We start from the raw sequence: 18,035 nt of genomic DNA, 5'->3' as shown, positions 1-18,035 counted from the left end.
GGGAGACAACGTGGAATTGCGGCACCTCAGGTACTTCATCGCCCTGGCGGGCTCCTTGAATTTCACCCGCGCGGCGGAGCGCGTGCACGTCACGCAGTCGACGCTGTCGCACCAGATCAGACAGTTGGAGGATGAAGTCGGCCAGCGCCTGTTCGAGCGTATCGGCAAGCGCGTGGTGATGACGCCCGCCGGCGAATCGTTCGTGGCCTATGCCGCGCGCGCCTTGAAGGAAGTGGATATGGGCCTGGGCGAGCTGAAACGCGATACGGCGTCCATGATGGGCGAAGTGCGCATCGGCACCACCCACACCTTCAATCTGGAATTCATCCCGGACTGCGTGGCGCGCTTCCTGCAGCAAAGTCCCGCCGTCAGGATCATCGTGGAGGAGCTGCCCGCCGACGCCATCGCGGCGCAGCTGGAGGCCGGCAAACTCGATTTCGGGGTGGGCTACCGGCCGGCCCCGTCCAGCGCCTTGCAGTTCGAACCCTGGTTCAACGAAGAGCTCGTGCTGATCGTGGGCCAGCATCATCCGCTGGCCGAGCGCCGCCGCATACGCATGATCGAACTGCATCGGGAACCGCTGGTGCTGCTGCCGCAGGGGTTTTCGACGCGGCGCATGCTGGATGAGTGTTTTACCGCCGCCGGCGCCGAGCCGGTGGTGATCGCGGAATTGAATTCGATCGCCGCGATGGTCGGCCTGGCCGGCCGCATGCAGGTAGGCACCATCGCGGTCGCCGGCGCCGCGGCGCTGAACCCGGCCCTGCGCGTGATCCCGCTGGAGAATCCCACCCCCATGCGCACGCCCGGCCTCCTGTTCAATAGCGAGCTGCCGCAATCGCGCGCCAGCCGTGCCTTCGCGGCCTTGCTGCGGCGGCAGGCCATGTCGCGCGGGGCGCGGCCGGCCCAGCGTCCGGCGGCGCGCAAGCGTACGGCGAAGCTACTCGACGAGACGGCGCCGCGTCGCCGCTCGCGTCGCGCCGCGACCGGAGTGTGAAGAGGCCGCCTAGATGCGTTCGCTCAATGCCTCATCGCCGGGCGAGGCGGGCGCGCCGGTCCGGTTCAGCGGCATCGCGGCGATCACCTCGCGGCGTATCAAGCGCACCGATTGCTCCGGCGGCAGCAGCCGGTAGGCGTCCTGGCCCATCATGCGCACGGCGGCATGCGCGGGCCAGTTCGGATTCCAGATCAGTTCGCGCGCGAGCGCCACGAGGTCGGCCTGGCCTGCCTGCAGAATGGCTTCCGCCTGCGCGGCTTCGGTGATCAGGCCCACCGCCATGGTGGGACATCCCGTGCGCTGGCGCACGGCTTCGGCGAAAGGCACCTGGTAGCCAGGCACGCGACGCACGACCGGCATGGCGGTCGTGCCGGACAGCCCGCCCGATGAGCAGTCGATCACATCGACGCCGCGCGCCTTGAGCGCGGTAGCCAGCGCGACGGTATCTTCGATATCCCATATGCCGCCGCGCCCGTCCACCGCGGACACGCGGAAGAACAAGGGCAGGGGGTCCGGCCACGCGGCGCGCACCGTCTCCGCGACCTCCAGCGCGAAGCGCATGCGGTTTTCGAGCGAGCCGCCATAGCCGTCGCGCCGGCGGTTGGTCAGGGGGGACAGGAACTGGTGGATGATGTAGCCGTGCACCCCATGGATCTCCAGGACCTGGTAGCCGGCGTCGACCGCGCGCGCCGTGGCTTCCTTCCAGTGCCGCATGTGGCGGCGTATATCCGAGGCGTCCATTTCGCGCATCTTCGGCCAGGCCGGCGGCGGTTCACGCAGGCTGGGCGCCATGCATATCCATGGCGGCGTGCCGGCATCCGTGCCGGCGTCGGTCAGCGGCGCGAAATCCCGCAGCGCGCCATGACAGGATCCCTTGCCCCCGGCATGCCCCAGCTGCACCGCCGGCACCGCGCCCTGTTCCAGGATGAACTCGTTGATGCGGCGATACGCGGCGACGTGGTCGTCATTCCACAGTCCCGCGCATTGATAGGTCTTGCGGCGATGCGGCTCGATCGCGGTTTCCTCGCCGAACACCAGCGCCGCGCCGCCCACGGCGAACTTGCCGAAGTTGACCATCTGCCACGCCCCCGGCCCGCCGTCCACGGAGTGGTACTGGCACATGGGCGACGCCACGATGCGATTGCGCAGCGTGACGGAGCGCAGCTTCAGCGGCGTGAAAAGCAGGGGAAGGGGCGGCGGAACTGCGGGCGTATCTACCATGGCGCTTCCAGGAGAGTGCTTGCCGATGCACGAGCAAGGATGGCGGGCGGCGAAATCGGCAGGGGGGAAATCCCTAATGGGCGAGCGATTGCGGCGCCGGCGATATCGCGACTAGTATATCCAGGATATTGGATCCAATCCTGGGCGGGCATGTCAGTTCCCGAGGCCGCCCGCCTGTCGCAGGAACCGGCCGGTGCTGAATATCAGGCAGTTGAACGTCCGCTTCGGCGGTCTGCGGGTGCTGAACGACGCCACCTTTACGGTGCGCGAAAACGCCATTACGGGGCTCATCGGCCCCAATGGCGCCGGCAAGACCACGCTGTTCAACTGCGTTACCGGCCTGCTGCCGCGCGCCAGCGGTTCGGTGCAGTTCAAGGGTGATTCCATCCTGGGCTGGCGTGCCGACCGCATCGCGCGCGCCGGGCTGGTGCGCACCTTCCAGTTGGCGCGTGGCTTTCCCCGCATGTCGGTGTTCGAGCACCTGATGCTGTACGGCAAACACCAGCCAGGCGAGGGCCTGCTCGCCGCCTGCATGGGCAGCGCCGCCGCGCGCGGCAGGGAGGAAGCGCTGCGCGAACAGGCCTTCCAGGTGGCCGGGCGGCTGAAACTCAGCCACGTGCTCGACCACCTGGTCGTCGACATATCCGGCGGACAGAAGAAACTGCTGGAAATCGGCCGCGCCCTGATGGCCGAGCCGCGCATGCTGTTGCTGGACGAACCCATGGCGGGCGTCAATCCCACCCTGGCCCGCGAGATCGCCGGACAGCTTGCGCGCCTGCGCGAGGACGGCCTGACGGTGCTGCTGATCGAACACGACCTGGAGCTGGTGCGGCTGCTGTGCGACGACGTCGTGGTCATGGCCGAGGGCGCCTTCCTGACGCGCGGAAGCTATGACGAGGTCATCGCCAATCCCGCGGTGCAGGACGCCTATCTGGGCCGCCGGCACGCGGCGAGGGCGACGCAATGAACGCCGCGCCGTTGTTGCGCGTGCGCGGCCTGGCCGGCGGCTACACGCTCACGGACCGCGTCGTCAAAGGCGTGGACCTGGACATCCATCCCGGTGAACTGGTCGTGGTGGTCGGTCCCAACGGCGCCGGCAAATCCACCTTGCTGAAACTGATCGCCGGCCTGCATCACGCCGCCGAAGGCAGCATCGAGCTGGAAGGCCGCCATCTGGCGACGCAAACGCCATTGGCGCGGGCGCGCGCCGGCATCGGCTTCGTGCCGCAGGAAAACAATGTCTTCGGCGGCATGACGGTGCGCGAGAACCTGGAAATGGGCGCCTATCTGCACGGCCGCGGCGAGGAAGCGCGCATCGAGGCCATGTACCAGCGCTTTCCCGTGCTGCGCGACAAGCGCCGCGCGCCGGCCGGCACGCTGTCCGGCGGCCAGCGGCAAGTGGTCGCGATGGCCATGGCGCTGATGGGCGAGCCGCGCATGCTGCTGCTGGACGAGCCGTCCGCCGGCCTGTCGCCCGCGGCCTGCGAAGTCCTGTTCGATACCGTCCGCGAACTGGCCGATGGCGGACTGACCATATTGATGATCGAACAGAACGCGCTGGCCGCGCTGGATATTGCCGATCGCGGCATCGTCATGGTCAGCGGCGCCAAGCGCGCCGACCGGGCCGCGCGCGAGCTGGCCGCCGACCCGGAAACCCGCCGCATGTTCCTGGGCGGCGCCGACACCCGTCAACCGTCACATCGCTGACTTTCGAAGCTTCGAGGACCCCGCCATGTCGAACCTCCCGTACCGCCGCCGTTTCCTGAAGCTGGCCACCGCCGGCGCCGCGCTGGGCGCCCAGCCTTATGTCCTGCGCCACGCCTACGCGCAGGATACCGGTCCGATCGTGCTGGGCGCGCTGTCGCCGCTGTCCGGGTCGGGCGCGCAATATGGCCCGCCGATGCAGCAAGCCATCGCCGCCGTGGTCGAAGAAGTCAATGCGGCCGGCGGCGTGCTGGGCCGGCAGATAAAACTGGTGCGCGAAGATTGCCAGACCAATCCGGAGGCCGCGGTGCGGGCGGCCCGCAAACTGATCGACGTCGACAAGGTGGTGGCCATCATCGGCGTCTGGTCGTCGCCCGTCACGCAGGCCGTGGCGCCCTTGTGCTGGGAAAGCAAGACGGTGATCGCCTGCGCATCCGGCGCCGACAATCTGACGCACCTGCCGCACCAGGGCTATCTGTTCCGCACGCAACCCACGACCACGCTGCAGGGCCGCAAGTTCGGCGAATTCGCGCTCGCGCAGGGCGCCCGCAAGATCGTTTACCTATCGCCGCAAACGCCTTTCGTGCAGTCCATGACGGAGAACATGGCCAAGGCCTTGGCGGCGGCCGGCGGCACGGTGACCACCGTCGTCTATGAAGACAAGAAGGCCAGCTATCGCACCGAGGTCGACAAGGCGCTGGCCGGCAAGCCCGACATGCTGGTGCTGGGCGGCTACGTCGCCGATACGTCGGTGCTGGTGAAGGACCTGTATCGCGCCGGCTATCAAGGCAAGATGCTGTCGTACGCCTACACCGTGAACAAGCAGCTGATCGAGTCGGTGCCCAAGGATACGGTGGAGGGCATCTTCACCATCGCGCCGTCGCCCGCCGCCGACGGCACGGCCTACGCGCGCCTGAAAAAAATCGTCAACTCGGACAGCCCCGATCCCTACACCGCGCAATCCTATGACCACGCCAATCTGGTGATCCTGGCCATGGCGCAGGCCAAGGCCGCGACGGGCGCGGCCATCAAGGATGCGATACGCAAGATCACCGCGGACGGCGGCCAGCGCGTCGACAATGCGGCGGCCGGTATCAAGATCCTGGCCGGCGGCGGCAGCGTCGATTACGTTGGCGCCAGCGGCCCTTGCCGCTTCACGGATATCGGCGATGTCGCCGAGGCCAGCTTCCGCTACGAGCAGGTCAGGGACGGCAAGCCCGTGCTGCTGAAAATCGCTTGAAGGACCGCCCGTGACGGAGCTGTTGCAAGCGCTGGCGAACGGGATCATCGCCGGCGCCACCATCGCCTTGCCCGCGGTTGGCCTGTCCATGATGTACGCGGTGCTGCGCTTTCCCAATTTCGCGGTGGCCGGCGTGGCCAGCGTGGGCGCCTATCTGGCCTACCTGGCCAACGTCCGGGCCGGGCTGCCGCCTGTCGCGACCATACCGGTGGCTTTCGCCGGCGCCGGGCTGGTGGGCCTGGCGTGCGACTGGATAGGCATGCGCCGCCTGCGGCGCGTGCCGTCCTCCGATGGCGGCCTGACGGTGGCGATCGTTTCGATCGCGATCATGCTGGCGCTGGAAGCCATACTGCGTTTCGCCTTCGGCAACGATCTGCGCAGCTTCGACGTGCCCATCATGCGCGACCTGAACATCGGCGGCATACGGGTCAGTCCGCAGCAGTTCGCGAACCTGGCGATTGCCGTCGCCGTCACGGCCTGCCTGTTCCTGTATTTCCGCTATACGCGCATGGGCAAGGCGATGCGCGCCGTGGCCGACAACCCCACGCTGGCGCGGCTGAAAGGGATAGATCCCGATATCGTCGCGGCGCTGACCATCTTCCTGGGGATGGGCCTGGCCGGCGTGGGCGGCGCCTTGCTGGGCATCGATACCAGTATCGACCCGCTGACGGGCAGCCGTTTCCTGTTGACCTTTTTCGCGGCCAGCGTGCTGGGCGGCCTGGCCAGTCCGGCGGGCGCCGTGATCGGCGCCGTCGCGATAGGCGTGGCCGAAGAAGTCGCGCTGATCTGGCTGCCGCCGACCTACCGCAGCGCGGTGGGCTTCGTGGCGATCTTCGTATTCCTGACTTTCCGTCCGCAGGGCCTGATGGGCCGGCGCTAAGGCACAGCCATGCTTTCGTATCTGGCGTTCTCTCTGACATTGGCGGCGGTGTACTGCCTGCTGGCCCTGGGCCTGACGGTGATCTGGGGCTACACCGGCATGGTGAACCTGGGCATCGTGGGTTTCTTCGCGGTGGGCGCGTATGCCTCCGCCATCGTCACCACGCGGCTGGGCTGGCCCATCCTGGCGGGCTGGGTACTGGGCGCCTTGGCGGCCGGCGCGGCCGGCGTGGTGATGACGTATGCGACGCGCGGCCTGCGCGGCGATTACCTGGCCATCGTGACGCTGGGCTTCGCGGAAACGGTGCGGCTGGTCGCGCTCAACGAAAACTGGCTGACCAAGGGCGCCGAAGGCATCTCCGGCATACCGGGACCGATGAAGGCCGAGCTGGGGCCCTGGTTCAACACGGCCTATCTGCTGGTCGCCTGGCTGATCGCCGCACTGGCCGCGTGGATGCTGGCACGCATCGCCGCCAGTCCCTATGGCCGCGTGCTGCGCGCGATCCGCGACGATGACGTGGTCGCGCTGGTGGCCGGCAAGAACGTGCCGCGCTACAAGGTGGCGGCCTTCGCCATCGGCACGGCGCTGGCCGGCCTGGCCGGCGCGCTGTACGCGCATTTCACCTCGTATATCGCACCGGACCTGGTGGCGCCGCTGCTGACCATTTATGTCTTCCTGGCCGCGACGGCCGGCGGCAATAGCCGGCCCCTGGGCGCCGTGGTCGGCGCGCTGCTGGTGATGGCCTTGCTGGAAGGCACGCGCATGCTGGCGGAGTTCACCTCGGCGCTGTCCGCGGTGCAGGCGGCGGCCCTGCGGGATTTCATCATCGCCGCCGCGCTGGTGGCCATATTGCAGGTTCGTCCGCAGGGCATCTTGCCGGAGCGGATACGGCCGGCGGGCGCCGGCCCGCGCGGCGAGACGTAGCCGCCATCGTCCTTGGCCCGGCGGGGGTCTTCATGGCGCGGATCACTCACATAGTCCCAATCACGCATAGGTAGCCATATGGAATCGAGAACATTGCAGTTGCTGCATCAATCCTGCGCCGCGGCGGCGGTGGCGGGCGGACNGGAGGGGTTGTTCCGCGGCATCGACCAGGCATTGGGCGAACTGGTGGGCCACAAGCTGTTCACCATCCTGTATACGTCGCCGGATGCGCAGCAGGTGATACGGCTTTACAGCAACCAGCCGGAGGCTTATCCGGTGAGCGGCGCGAAGAAGATGGGGCCGACGCCGTGGGGCGATCTGGTCATCAAGCGCGGCCAACCGTATATCGGCAACACGGAGGAGGACATCAAGTGGGCGTTCTTCGATCATGAGCTGATCAAGTCGCTGGGGTGCGACTCGGTGCTGAACGTACCCGTGGTGATCGAGGGCCGGACCCTGGGCACGCTGAACCTGCTGCACCAGGCGGGCTGGTACGAGGACCGGCACGTGGCCATCGCCACTCCCTTCTCCTATTTGCTGGCGCCGCTGTTCGACGCGGTGCGCCGGGAAGCCGGAGCGTAGCGTAGCGGGGCAGGGCTAAGGCGTCTTCGCGACCATCAGGTAGAAGATCGCCAGGAACGCGATGAAGGCCGGTATTCCCAGGGCGAACCAGATCGCGAAGTACCGGCGGTAGGAGGCCGGCAGGCGCACCGGCAGCGCGCGGTCGACGGCCCCGCGTTCCGTCGCGCCGCCACCATGTATGCCGCCGGCGGATGCGGTGCCGTTAGGCGCGGCGCTGCCGGATCCGGCAGCGTCCGCTTGCAACGCGGCCTGTGCGGTATCGCGCAGCCGGGTCTGCAGCCACACCACCGGCAGCCAGCAGGCGATCGCGATCACGTAGAGGATCACGGACACGCGTATCCACGTCGCATCCATTCCTATCCCGTAACGCCATGCCAGCCAGGCGCCGGTCGCGGGCTGTATGACGGCGGTCGTCGCGGTGAACATCCAATCGGCCCTTACGACGAAGCGCGCGACGGGCGCGACTACCCTGGCATCGCCGTTCAGGGTCGCCGCCAGCAGGTAGAAGGCGCTGCCTATGCCGGTGCCGAACAACAGCGTCGACGACAGCACGTGTATCCACTTCACGATCACGATTTCCATGGCGGGCACAGGTTCCTTTTCAGCGCTGACGCCGCGACGTGGAGGGCCCTCGTGGCGGGTCGTCCATTTCGCCCAGCAACCACAGGGCGGCTAGCATGGGCAGGTTCTTCAGCAGCGGCCCATAGGGATGCAGCCAGTACTCCGGCAGGCGCAGGCTGATGATGGCCGTGTATCCGAGCATCAGCGCCGCCTGGGCCGCCCAGATCCAGCGTGGCCGTCGAGGCAGCAGGACACAAATGCCCAGCAGCAGGTCGAGCACGATCGCGCCGTATAGGGCGGGCGGCTGCCATGGGCCGGGCACGCCGGCCCGGTCCAGCAGCGCGTAGCTGCCGGCGATCGGATAGCCAAACGCCGACACACAGGCGGTAAGCAGCCATACCAGCGCGATGCTCCAGCGCAGCAAAGGCAGCAGCCATGCCGCGCGCGCCTGCGTGGCGGCGGGTCGGGCCCACGGTCTGTCGATGAATGCGGCGGGTGCGCGGGCGGACCTGCCGAGCAGGCGCCGAAGGGGCCGCGGATCGCCCGTGTTCCCGCGCGCCAGCATGCCGATGGCCTCGCTGTTCAGCATCTCGAATCCGAGCCGGTCGCCCATGCGTGCCATGGGGCGCATGGCGGCCAGCGGTATCGGAAGGAACCGCGCCCGATGGCGCATGTCCATCCCGGCGCGCAAGGTTGCGTAATAGGCGCGCAAGGGCAGGGGCGTGGGGCCGATGACGGGCAATACCTCCGGCATGTCGGCCGCGGGCAGGGACAATAGCGCGAGGACCGCCTGCACCAGATCGTCGACGTGCACCGGCTGGACCATGTTGTCGCCGCCGCCGGGCAGCGGTATGACGGGCAGGCTGGCCATCATCATGAAGAAGCGGCTGCTTGCGCCATCCGGGCCGAAGACCAGCGAGGGCTGCAGGATGGTGTACGGCACGCCGCACTGCCGCAGGGCGTCGTCGCCCGCCTTCTTGCTGCGGTGGTAGGCGGAGCCGGCTTGCTCGTCGGCGCCCAGTGCCGATAGATGGATGATGCGTTCGACGCCTTGCCGCCGCGCGGCGTCGAACAGGGCGCGGGGCGCCTCGCCATGTATCCGGTCCAGGGTGTCCGCGCCACGGGAGCGGAATACGCCGGTGGTATTGATGACCACGTCGCAGCCGGCCACGGCTTGCGTCCATTGTTCCGGCGACAGCGCCTGGGAAAAGTCCAGCGCCACCCACGACGATTTTGATGCCGATGCCGATGCCGATGCCGATGCCGGCGGCCTGCGGCTTACGCAGCGCAGTTCGTGTCCCTGTTCGGCCAGCGCCGCCCTCAGGCGGCTGCCGATGAAGCCGGTCGCGCCGGTCAAAAGTACCCTCATGCGGCTCTCACACCTTACGACAGGCGGCGGAGCCGCAGTCGCCGTGCCTGTGCAAGGCCCCGCGGACGAAAAGACATGGCAAAGAAGGATATGAAGCAAGGCCTGCCCATGCTTGCACGAACGCCGTCCCATCCCGCCGCCCGTGCGAGCCCCGGGTACAGGCATTGCGGTCCGGTATCGATGGGCGGCTCGCGGCCACCCCGCCGGCCAAATTCGGAGATGCCAACATGACAGAGACGAACGACCCTTCCATGAATCCCGGCGACCAGGCGCCGCCGGGCACGGCCGGCACCGGGGAAGCGCCATGTCCCGAATGCGGCGGCAGCGGCCGCAAGGACGGCGCCGAGTGCGGCAACTGCGGCGGGACCGGCAAGGTGATCAAGGCGGTGGGCGGCGCATGAGCATAAATCGTCCCGACGCCGCCGCGGCGGCGCCGTATGGCCTTCATCCCGCTTCGACGATGCACGCGGTGGCCGGCGGCCGCGCCGGCGCGGTGGCGAGCGCCGCGCTATGGTCGGGCGGCGTGGCCAGCCTGGCGACCATGGCCGTCCTGGCCTACAGCGGCCACCGCCAACGCGGCAGCGCGCTGGCGCCCGTCAACGCGCCCAGCCACTGGCTGTGGCGCGACGAATCGCTGCGCCAGCCGGGCTTCACGCTGCGGCACACCGTGCCCGGCTATCTCATTCATCATGCGTCGTCCGTATTCTGGGCGGCGTTCTTCGAGCATCTGCTCTTCGATCGCCCGCATTACGCCCCGCGTACGGCGGCCCTCGCCCTGACGGTGGCCGCCGTGGCCGCCGGCGTCGACCTGAAGCTGACCCCGAAACGGTTGACGCCAGGATTCGAACGGCAGCTCCAACCGCTTGCGCTGACCGTGATGTACGGCGCCTTCGGCCTGGCGCTCTACGCGGTGCATGCCTGGCGCCGTCGCCGCGGAGAACGCGCGCGCGAGCCCGGCAACAAATCGAGTTAACCCCATCATTCGCGGAGCAAGCATGAAAAACCACACACTGGATTGCCTGGTCGCCGCGGCGCTGGGCGCCGCCACCATGTACTACTTCGATCCTGAGCTGGGCCGGCGCCGCCGCGCCTTGCTGCGCGACCAGTTCGACAGCCGCACGGCCGACATGCAGCGCTTCCTGCGGCGGCGGACGCAATGGACCGCCGACCATATGCGCGGCATGGCCGCGCGGGCCCAGCACGCGCTGGACACCGCCGAGGCGCCGGCCAGCGACCGCAAGGTCCACGAGCGTATCCGTGCCGCGATAGGGCGAATCCTGAGCACGCCGGGGGCCGTGGACGTCAACGTCGCGGCCGGCAACGTGCTGTTGACCGGTCATGTGCTGGCCTCGCAGCGGGATGCGCTGGTATCCGCCGTATCGGCGGTGGAGGGTGTGGAACGGGTCATGGACCAGCTGTCCCAGTACGGCGAGCCGGGCAATGTTCCCGAGCTGCAAGGCGCCCGCAAGGACTGATGCTTCCGGCGGCCGTGCGGCGCGGCCAGGTGGCGATGCCTACTGCATCGACAGATTTTCCTCCAGCGGCTCCTGCCGGCTCTGCATGCGCCATAGCGTGGCGAACACCCCGCCACGCTCGCGCAACACATTGGGCGGACCGTCTTCCACAAGACGTCCGTCGTCCAGCACGATGATGCGATCGAAGGACGACAGCGTCGATAGCCGATGGGCCACGGCCAGCACCGTCCGGTTGCGCATCAGATCGGTCAAGGCATGCTGCACCCGCACCTCCGACCGGCTGTCCAGCGCGGAAGTGGCTTCGTCCAGCAGCAATATGGGGGCGTCCTTCAGGAAGGCGCGCGCCATGGACAGGCGCTGGCGCTGCCCGCCTGATAGCGAGGCGCCGCGCTCGACCAATAGCGTATGGTAGCCATCCGGCAGCCGGCCGATGAACTCATCGCAATGCGCAAGCCGCGCCGCTTCGTACACTTCCTCGTCGGTCGCATCCGGCCGGCCATAGCGGATGTTCTCCATGATGGTGCGGCGAAACAGCGGTACGTCCTGCGGCACCACCGCGATGGCGCCGCGCAGGCTGTCACGCGTCAGCCCGTCCACCGGCTGTCCGTCCAGCAAAATGCTGCCGCGATTGACGTCGTCCAGCCGCTGCAGCAGATTCAGCAGCGTCGACTTGCCGGCGCCCGACGCGCCCACCACGCCGACCTTCTGTCCGGCGGGAATGCGCAGGTCCAGTCCGCGGAACACCACGTGGCCGTCGGGATAGGCATAGTGGACGTCATGGAATTCGATCCTGCCGCCACGCGGCTGGTAGATGCGCGCATCGGGCAGGTCTTTCATGCCGTGCGGCTGCGCCACCACGCCCAGCATCTCGCCGATCACGCCGAACTGCTGCGCCGTGCCCACGAGCGCCAGGGCCAGATCGCGCGAGCCATGCAGAATGCGGAAGGCCAGGGCGCTGACGACCACCACATCGCCGGTCGTCATGACGTCGCGGCGCCAGGCATACAAGGCCCAGAACAGCATGGAGCCCGCCATGAGCCACAGGCAGATATCGTGCAGCACGCGCGCTTTCTCCAGGTACATCCAGCTGCGCCGCTGCGCGCGCGCCTCCTGCTCGACCTGCCACTTCAGCCTGTCGTGTTCCAGCCGGTGCGCGGTGAACGCCTGCACCGTCCAGATATTCGACACCGTATCGATGATCTCGCCACCGACCCGCGACGCGTGCATGCCATAGGTCTCATGCAGTTTTCGGCCGCGTATGCCGAACAGCACGATGACCAGCGCCACCGACGCGACGAAGATCGTCAGCGCCAGGGCCAGCTTCCAGTCTATGGTCAAGAGCACCACCGTCGCGCCGATGAATTCGACGCAGGGCGGCGTGACGTTCCAGGTCATCGTCCCGTAGATGGAAGCGCTGGCCGTTGCCGTGGCCGATATGCGGTTGCCCAGCGCGCCGGTCAGGTGACGCTTGAAGAAGGGCAGGGAGTGCCCGGTCAGATGATCGAACAGGTCGATGCGCATATCGGCGCAGGACGCCACGATGGTGCGGCAGCCCAGCCAGCCGGCCGTGCGCCACAATGCGCTTTCCAGGCCTATCAGCACCAGGAAGAAAACCAGCGGATGCCAGATGTCGGCGCGGGCCCGGTCAGGCTCCGCCATGGCGTCGACGATCAGCTTCATGCCGTACTGCACGGCCACCGCGCAGCTCGCCGCGCTGACGATGAGCAGCGCCAGGCAGGAAAAGCTGCCCGGCCTGGCTTTGACGTAGCTGAACAGGAAGGGCAGTGGACGGGATGGAATGGAATGGGCGGACATAGGTCAGGTGTGATCTGCGGATCGGATGTAGGGGTATCGGATGGGCAGTCCCCACGGCGAGGGATCGATGGCGTCGAATCAATGTGCGCGCATGGCGCCGGCGACCTGGCCATGCATGTCGGACAATTCGCGAAACCGGCGCTGCTGCCGCAGCAGCTCGGTCGCCGTCGCCATATCGACGGCCCGGCGTCCGTCGGCGTCAGGCACGCCCAGCAGTCCCGTCGGGCAATGCCTGTCGTCTTCCCAGCCGGGGTAGTCGGTGACCGGATACAGGCATATCCCCAGGATGGGCACACCCTGGGCCATCGCCGCCGCCGCCTCGTCGCAGACATAGCGCAGCCATGGCGCGCGCAATACGCCCTCGGCGCCCGTCTCCGCGATCAGGATGGGCCGTTCATAGCGCGCATGCACGCGGGCCAGCATCTCACGCATGGGCAGATAGCCGGCCGCGCCCCGCGGTATGGTCGGGCCGTTCAGGTACCACTGGTTATGGGGATAGAAGTTGACGCCGACGATGTCCAGGTAGTCCACGGCGCCGCCCAGTTCGGGGGCCATGCTGCCGCGCACCATGTCCCAGCCCTGGTACTGGGCCAGCGTGGCGTGATGGGCGGCCGCGCGGTCTTCCGCCACGGCCGGCGCCACCCGGATCATGGGGTCGGCCAGGACGAAGCGGGCGCGGTTATCCACCTGGCGGATAGCCTCGATCGCGGCCACGGTACATGCCGCGAGCTGGCGCTTCAGTTCATCGCCGCGGCCCGTGCCGCAAGGGCCGAAGTGATTCATCTCGCCGCCCGCCCAGGACCAGTACGACATTTCATTGACCGGGCAGTAGAAGGGCGTACCCGGGCATCGCTCGCGTATCAGGGCGGCGGCCCGCGCGGCGTAGCGGGCGAAACGCTGCGGAAATCCGGGGCTCCAGATATCGAGATGGTCGGGCCAGCCATAGTGGCACAGATCCCATATGACCTGGGTTCCGCCGCGCACGGCCGCATCGATCTGGCCGATCGCGCTGCGCCAGTCGAAGCTGCCGTCTTCCCGCTCGATCAGATGCCAGCGCAGGCCATCGCGCACGGTCTGGATGCCATAGGCGGACAGGGCCTGGAAGTCGGCCAGCGCGTGGCGCGCGTGGCCGGTGGATTCCAGCAGGTCCAGCCGCCTGCCGTCCGGGAACTTCAGCGTCGAGCACTCGAAGCCGCCTTGCAGGAAACTGCGAAATACAGTCGCCATCGCACGCCCCCTCAGGCCACGGCCGCCTGGGCCGGCAGCGATGTCCCGGCGCGGTGTTCCGCCTCGATGCGGCCGTAGGCCGCCAAGGACTGCGCCACGACCTGGTCCATGTTGTAGTAGCGGTAGGTGGCCAGCCGGCCGACGAACAATACGTCCGGACGCGCATCCGCCAGTGCCTGATAACGCCGGTATAGCTCGGCGTTCTCCGGTCGCGGAACCGGATAGTAGGGGTCGCCTTCCGCGCTCGGATACTCGTAGGTGAGGCTGGTGCAGGGATGGCGCTGTCCGGTCAGGTGCTTGTATTCCGTGATGCGCGTGTAGGGCACCTCTTCCGCGGGATAGTTGACCACCCCCACGGCCTGGAACCGCTCCTGGCCGAGCGTCTCGTGGCGGAAGACCAGCGAGCGGTACGGCAGCGCGCCGTGGCAGTAATCGAAGTACTCGTCGATGGGGCCGGTATAGACCAGCTTTCGTGCCGGCACGGCGCCGCGCAGCGTCCGGTAATCCGTCCCCAGGCACACGTCGATATTCGGGTGGTCCAGCATGCGTTCGAACATGCGGGTATACCCCTGGTCGGGCATGGCCTGGAAGCGGTCGGTGAAGTAGCGGTCGTCGTGCGAAGTGCGGGTGGGCACGCGCGCCGTCACGCTCTTGTCCAGTTGCGCAGGGTCCAGGCCCCATTGCTTGCGGGTATAGCCGCGGAAGAAACGCTCGTACAGGTCGCGGCCCACCTGCGATACCACCATGTCTTCCGCGGTGCGGATCTGCAGATGGGTTTCCGCGCGCTCGGCCAGGAAGGCCTGGGCGCTTGCGCTGGTGAACTGCTGCCCGTACAGCGTCGACAGCGTCGTCAGGTTGATGGGCATGGGCACCAGCATGTCGTCCACGCTGGCAAGTACGCGATGCTCGTACGGCCGCCACCCGGTAAACCGCGACAGATACTTCACCACCTGATCGGCGTTGGTATGGAAAATATGGGGCCCGTAGCGGTGCACGAGCACCCCGGCATCGTCGAAGTGGTCGTAGGCGTTGCCGCCGATGTGGGGCCGGCGATCGATCACCAGCACGCGCTGGCCCAGTCCGGCGGCCAGCCGTTCCGCCAGGACGCTGCCGGCAAAGCCGGCGCCGACGACCAGGTAGTCGTATCGCGCCGTCGAAGACCGCGATGCCGGGGACGGCCGGCCCGCCTGCCGCGCGTCGTCCTTCGCGGCGGCGCTTCTGCCTCGCATCGGCACGACAGGCGCCGGGCGCGGCCGGGATACTTCAGCCACCCGTTCCGACATGTCCCGCCACGTGCGATCCCAGGACATGCCGGCCAGCGCGCGATCCGCATGGCCGGCCACGACAGCGGGCGTTTCGGCGTCCCGCAGCGCCGCGGCGGCGGCCGCGACGAAGCCGTCGGCATCGTCGGCAATGCGTACCAAAGGACAGGCGCCATAGCTGCGTTCCACGTCGACGATGCGCGTGCTGACCACCGGTTTGCCGGCGGCGATGAATTCCGGCGTCTTGGTCGGGCTGATGAAGCGAGTGGACTCGTTCAGGGCGAAGGGCATCAGCGCGGCGTCCCAGCCCGACAGGTAGGCGGGCAGGTCACCGTACGCCTTCGGGCCCAGATAGTGGATGTTGTCCGCGCGCGGCAGGGTGGCCGGATCGATCTTGACGACCGGGCCGACGAAGACCAGTTGCCAGTCGGGACGCGCGGCGGCTATGCGCGCGACGAGGCCGGTATCCAAGCGTTCGTCCAGCACGCCATAGAACCCGAGCCTGGGATGCGGTATGCCGGCCTGATCCGCCGGTTCCGCGCCGGCGATCCTGGCCCGCTTGAAATGCTCGATGTCGACGCTGCTGGGAAAGGCATGGACATTGCGATGCCGTTCCCGCTTTGCCTCGTACAGACTGTGCCCGCCGGTAAAGACGACATCGGCGCGTGTCAGCAGCTCGGCCTCGCGCGCGGTCAGCTCCGGCGGCGCGCCGCGGAACGCCGACAGCTCATCCATGCAGTCGTACACGATCGCCGCCGGCGCCAGGTGCGCGGAAAACCCCAGCGCGATAGGCGTGTAGTACCAGAGCACCGCGGGCTGGATCGCCTCATCGGCGATGACCTGGTCGAGCAGGCGGCGCAACGTGGCCTCGGTTTGCCCTGGGTCCATGCCGGCCGGCAGCCGCGGCACCAGGATCGTGACGCCGCAGTCGACGACGTGCCTGTCGAGCCGCGCTTCCCCATCGTCGGCGCCGACCGGCTCTTCGAAGTAGTACACGCGATGCGAGCGGGCAAAGCGCGACAGCAGGTGCTGCGGACGCTGGTAAACGAAATGCCAGCGCAGATGCGAGAAGCAGATCAGGTCGGGACGCGCGGACTGCTGCGCGCCGGCGCCGGCTGCGCGAGTCGAGGGCCGTGCGGTGGCGTTGTCGACGCGCTGGGGAGCTTGGGGATTCATGATCGCCTCGGGGTGATGGCTGGCAGGGAAGTGCCGTGCGGATGAGAATGGGAAGGTGAACGCGGTGCGCGACTGTGTCGATGCCGCGCGCGGCGATCGCGCCGACGCGGCCGCCCATAACGCAGATGGCATGCCCAACGTGAGAACGCTTGCCCGTGAAGCGTTGCGGCGTCCCCTCACTACAACGCGAAGTAAGTCATACTCAAGCTCGGCAAGGTAATATGAGCAGCACTCACAAAAACCTGCCTGAGCAGGGCGTGGCGGAGAGGACATCTCCGCGCTTGCGGTACGGGACCCCATGCTATCGACGCTCATCTATCGCAGCCGCATGCGCGGATCCATGTCGGCGGAAGATCTGCACCAATTGGCCGATGCTTCGCGTCGCCGAAATCAAGCCATACACGTCACCGGCATCCTGCTGTTCGATGGCATGTATTTCTTCCAGGTACTGGAAGGGCCGGACGAGGACGTCGATACGCTCTACAAATCCATTCTGCGTGACGCCCGGCATAGTCAAATCGTGCGGCTGCTGCGCGACCATGCGCCATCGCGGCGCTTCGGCGGACGCGGCATGGAGTTGTTCGATCTGCGCGACTACACGGCGAGCACCGTCATGGACGCATTGCTCGCGCGGGTGACGGCGCGCAACAGCCTGACCTACGATGATCGGGTACTCAAGATCATCAAGGCCTGCGCGGCCGGCGACTGGAAGGACCATTTCGTCGAAGGCAGCGATGCGTCGGAGTGGACCTTCGCGCCGGGCAGCGACATATTCGGCGCGGCCGGCGGCGTGCCTATCGCGGGCCAACCCTGCCAGTTCGCGTTGCAGCCCATCGTCGACCCCTTGCGCCGCGAGGTCAGTTCGCTCGAGGCCTTGATCCGCAGCGCCTCGGGCGGCTCGCCCGAGGCGTACTTTTCGTCCATTCCCCAGGACCAGCTCTATCAGGCGGATCTGGATGCCAAGGCTTACGCATTCGCGCTGGTGAACAGGATAGGCATCGGTGATTGCAAGGTGTCCGTGAACCTGCTGCCCATGTCGCTGGTCGCGGTCCCCCGCGCGGTCGATATCCTGCTTGAGCAACTGGCGGGTAACGGACTCGCGCCGGAACAACTGGTCGTCGAAGTCACGGAGCAGGAGGTCATCTCCCGCCTGGACGGATTCCAGACGGCGATCACGCAGCTGCGGCGCGCCGGCATCGGGCTGGCCATCGACGACTTCGGGGCCGGCTTCGCCGGTTTGTCGCTGTTGGTGGAATTCCAGCCGGAGAAGCTGAAGATAGACCGCAAGCTTATCCACGGCGTCCATGCCGACGGACCGCGCCAGGCCATCGTGCGGTCCATCGTGCAGTTCTGCGCGGCGCTGGGCATCACGATCGTGGCCGAGGGTGTCGAAACCGCGGAAGACTGGTGCTGGCTGCAGGCCGCCGGCATAGAGAAGTTCCAGGGTTATCTGTTCGCCAGGCCGGCCTTGAACGGCGTCGCGCCGATCTGGTGGCCCAGCAGGAAGAGCTGAGGCTTACGCTTTCCGGGCCACTGGAATCGCTTCAGCCGGTTCGAGTGGCCGGTTCCAGTGACTTAACCCAGGCGACTCAAGCCATCCGCTCG

General features: G+C 67.6%; 17 protein-coding genes. 11 read left to right on the top strand and 6 right to left on the bottom strand.

The genetic code is table 11. The features are described 5' to 3' along the window. Window positions 1–10 precede the first annotated feature (10 nt). A complete protein-coding gene (locus ACNA0R_RS17105) occupies window positions 11–994 on the top strand; it encodes a LysR substrate-binding domain-containing protein (RefSeq protein ID WP_415827240.1) in 984 nt (327 codons plus the stop codon). 9 nt (window positions 995–1,003) lie between these two features. Here ACNA0R_RS17105 and ACNA0R_RS17100 read toward each other — a convergent pair whose 3' ends face one another. Next, on the bottom strand, window positions 1,004–2,215 hold the full coding sequence (locus tag ACNA0R_RS17100) for an NADH:flavin oxidoreductase/NADH oxidase (protein WP_415827239.1): 1,212 nt from the start codon (window positions 2,213–2,215) through the stop codon (window positions 1,004–1,006). 193 nt (window positions 2,216–2,408) lie between these two features. On the opposite strand from ACNA0R_RS17100, the gene ACNA0R_RS17095 reads away from it, so the two are divergent. The 6 genes from ACNA0R_RS17095 (at window position 2,409) to ACNA0R_RS17070 (ending at window position 7,545) form a co-directional block, all read left to right on the top strand. Continuing rightward, window positions 2,409–3,182 (top strand): ABC transporter ATP-binding protein, encoded by a 774-nt coding sequence (locus tag ACNA0R_RS17095; RefSeq protein WP_415827238.1) that lies wholly within the window; start codon window positions 2,409–2,411, stop codon window positions 3,180–3,182. Then, window positions 3,179–3,922 (top strand): ABC transporter ATP-binding protein, encoded by a 744-nt coding sequence (locus ACNA0R_RS17090; RefSeq protein ID WP_415827237.1) that lies wholly within the window; start codon window positions 3,179–3,181, stop codon window positions 3,920–3,922. Before ACNA0R_RS17095 ends, ACNA0R_RS17090 begins: the two co-directional genes overlap by 4 nt. A gap of 25 nt (window positions 3,923–3,947) precedes the next feature. Beyond that, window positions 3,948–5,159, top strand: coding sequence for an ABC transporter substrate-binding protein (locus tag ACNA0R_RS17085; protein WP_415827236.1), 1,212 nt, complete (start codon window positions 3,948–3,950; stop codon window positions 5,157–5,159). Between the two features lie 10 nt (window positions 5,160–5,169). Beyond that, window positions 5,170–6,039, top strand: a complete 870-nt coding sequence (locus tag ACNA0R_RS17080) for a branched-chain amino acid ABC transporter permease (protein ID WP_415827235.1) — start codon at window positions 5,170–5,172, stop codon at window positions 6,037–6,039. Window positions 6,040–6,048: 9 nt separating this feature from the next. Continuing rightward, the gene (locus ACNA0R_RS17075) at window positions 6,049–6,963 is read left to right on the top strand and encodes a branched-chain amino acid ABC transporter permease (RefSeq protein WP_415827234.1); all 915 of its coding nucleotides are present in this window, start codon (window positions 6,049–6,051) and stop codon (window positions 6,961–6,963) included. Between the two features lie 150 nt (window positions 6,964–7,113). After that, window positions 7,114–7,545 carry a GAF domain-containing protein gene (locus ACNA0R_RS17070; RefSeq protein ID WP_415827328.1) on the top strand — a complete coding sequence of 144 codons (432 nt, stop codon included), beginning with the start codon at window positions 7,114–7,116 and terminating at the stop codon, window positions 7,543–7,545. A gap of 15 nt (window positions 7,546–7,560) precedes the next feature. Here ACNA0R_RS17070 and ACNA0R_RS17065 read toward each other — a convergent pair whose 3' ends face one another. Beyond that, on the bottom strand, window positions 7,561–8,127 hold the full coding sequence (locus ACNA0R_RS17065; RefSeq protein WP_415827233.1) for a DUF2269 family protein: 567 nt from the start codon (window positions 8,125–8,127) through the stop codon (window positions 7,561–7,563). Between the two features lie 19 nt (window positions 8,128–8,146). Continuing rightward, a complete protein-coding gene (locus ACNA0R_RS17060; RefSeq protein WP_415827232.1) occupies window positions 8,147–9,475 on the bottom strand; it encodes an NAD(P)H-binding protein in 1,329 nt (442 codons plus the stop codon). 227 nt (window positions 9,476–9,702) lie between these two features. Between ACNA0R_RS17060 and ACNA0R_RS17055 the strand changes: the two genes are divergently transcribed. From ACNA0R_RS17055 to ACNA0R_RS17045, 3 genes are read left to right on the top strand one after another with little or no spacing between them, the layout of a single operon-like run. Beyond that, the gene (locus tag ACNA0R_RS17055; RefSeq protein WP_415827231.1) at window positions 9,703–9,876 is read left to right on the top strand and encodes a hypothetical protein; all 174 of its coding nucleotides are present in this window, start codon (window positions 9,703–9,705) and stop codon (window positions 9,874–9,876) included. Continuing rightward, window positions 9,873–10,448 (top strand): hypothetical protein, encoded by a 576-nt coding sequence (locus ACNA0R_RS17050; RefSeq protein ID WP_415827230.1) that lies wholly within the window; start codon window positions 9,873–9,875, stop codon window positions 10,446–10,448. Before ACNA0R_RS17055 ends, ACNA0R_RS17050 begins: the two co-directional genes overlap by 4 nt. A 22-nt stretch (window positions 10,449–10,470) precedes the next feature. After that, window positions 10,471–10,950 (top strand): BON domain-containing protein, encoded by a 480-nt coding sequence (locus ACNA0R_RS17045; protein WP_415827229.1) that lies wholly within the window; start codon window positions 10,471–10,473, stop codon window positions 10,948–10,950. A gap of 39 nt (window positions 10,951–10,989) precedes the next feature. Here ACNA0R_RS17045 and ACNA0R_RS17040 read toward each other — a convergent pair whose 3' ends face one another. From ACNA0R_RS17040 to glf, 3 genes are all read right to left on the bottom strand, one after another. Next, window positions 10,990–12,765: an ABC transporter ATP-binding protein gene (locus ACNA0R_RS17040; RefSeq protein ID WP_415827228.1), complete on the bottom strand. Its 1,776-nt coding sequence runs from the start codon at window positions 12,763–12,765 to the stop codon at window positions 10,990–10,992. Between the two features lie 78 nt (window positions 12,766–12,843). Beyond that, entirely contained in the window at window positions 12,844–13,992 is a 1,149-nt protein-coding gene (locus ACNA0R_RS17035; protein WP_415827227.1) for a beta-glucosidase, read from the bottom strand. 11 nt (window positions 13,993–14,003) lie between these two features. Continuing rightward, window positions 14,004–16,430 carry a UDP-galactopyranose mutase gene (gene glf, locus ACNA0R_RS17030; RefSeq protein WP_415827226.1) on the bottom strand — a complete coding sequence of 809 codons (2,427 nt, stop codon included), beginning with the start codon at window positions 16,428–16,430 and terminating at the stop codon, window positions 14,004–14,006. A gap of 298 nt (window positions 16,431–16,728) precedes the next feature. Here glf and ACNA0R_RS17025 point away from each other — a divergent pair, with 298 nt between their 5' ends. Continuing rightward, window positions 16,729–17,943, top strand: coding sequence for a diguanylate phosphodiesterase (locus ACNA0R_RS17025; RefSeq protein ID WP_415827225.1), 1,215 nt, complete (start codon window positions 16,729–16,731; stop codon window positions 17,941–17,943). Window positions 17,944–18,035: the final 92 nt, after the last annotated feature.

Source organism: Bordetella sputigena, assembly GCF_965137885.1.
Lineage (GTDB): Bacteria > Pseudomonadota > Gammaproteobacteria > Burkholderiales > Burkholderiaceae_B > Bordetella_C > Bordetella_C sputigena.
This window is presented reverse-complemented; position numbering and strand designations above follow the sequence as displayed.

What these genes read in the sequence shown, in the direction of transcription:
- glf (WP_415827226.1), bottom strand. Translation starts at nt 16,430, where the DNA reads ATGAATCCCCAAGCTCCCCAGCGCGTCGACAACGCCACCGCACGGCCC.
- ACNA0R_RS17100 (WP_415827239.1), bottom strand. Translation starts at nt 2,215, where the DNA reads ATGGTAGATACGCCCGCAGTTCCGCCGCCCCTTCCCCTGCTTTTCACG.
- ACNA0R_RS17040 (WP_415827228.1), bottom strand. Translation starts at nt 12,765, where the DNA reads ATGTCCGCCCATTCCATTCCATCCCGTCCACTGCCCTTCCTGTTCAGC.
- ACNA0R_RS17090 (WP_415827237.1), top strand. Translation starts at nt 3,179, where the DNA reads ATGAACGCCGCGCCGTTGTTGCGCGTGCGCGGCCTGGCCGGCGGCTAC.
- ACNA0R_RS17025 (WP_415827225.1), top strand. Translation starts at nt 16,729, where the DNA reads ATGCTATCGACGCTCATCTATCGCAGCCGCATGCGCGGATCCATGTCG.
- ACNA0R_RS17065 (WP_415827233.1), bottom strand. Translation starts at nt 8,127, where the DNA reads ATGGAAATCGTGATCGTGAAGTGGATACACGTGCTGTCGTCGACGCTG.
- ACNA0R_RS17035 (WP_415827227.1), bottom strand. Translation starts at nt 13,992, where the DNA reads ATGGCGACTGTATTTCGCAGTTTCCTGCAAGGCGGCTTCGAGTGCTCG.
- ACNA0R_RS17045 (WP_415827229.1), top strand. Translation starts at nt 10,471, where the DNA reads ATGAAAAACCACACACTGGATTGCCTGGTCGCCGCGGCGCTGGGCGCC.
- ACNA0R_RS17060 (WP_415827232.1), bottom strand. Translation starts at nt 9,475, where the DNA reads ATGAGGGTACTTTTGACCGGCGCGACCGGCTTCATCGGCAGCCGCCTG.
- ACNA0R_RS17085 (WP_415827236.1), top strand. Translation starts at nt 3,948, where the DNA reads ATGTCGAACCTCCCGTACCGCCGCCGTTTCCTGAAGCTGGCCACCGCC.
- ACNA0R_RS17055 (WP_415827231.1), top strand. Translation starts at nt 9,703, where the DNA reads ATGACAGAGACGAACGACCCTTCCATGAATCCCGGCGACCAGGCGCCG.
- ACNA0R_RS17050 (WP_415827230.1), top strand. Translation starts at nt 9,873, where the DNA reads ATGAGCATAAATCGTCCCGACGCCGCCGCGGCGGCGCCGTATGGCCTT.
- ACNA0R_RS17075 (WP_415827234.1), top strand. Translation starts at nt 6,049, where the DNA reads ATGCTTTCGTATCTGGCGTTCTCTCTGACATTGGCGGCGGTGTACTGC.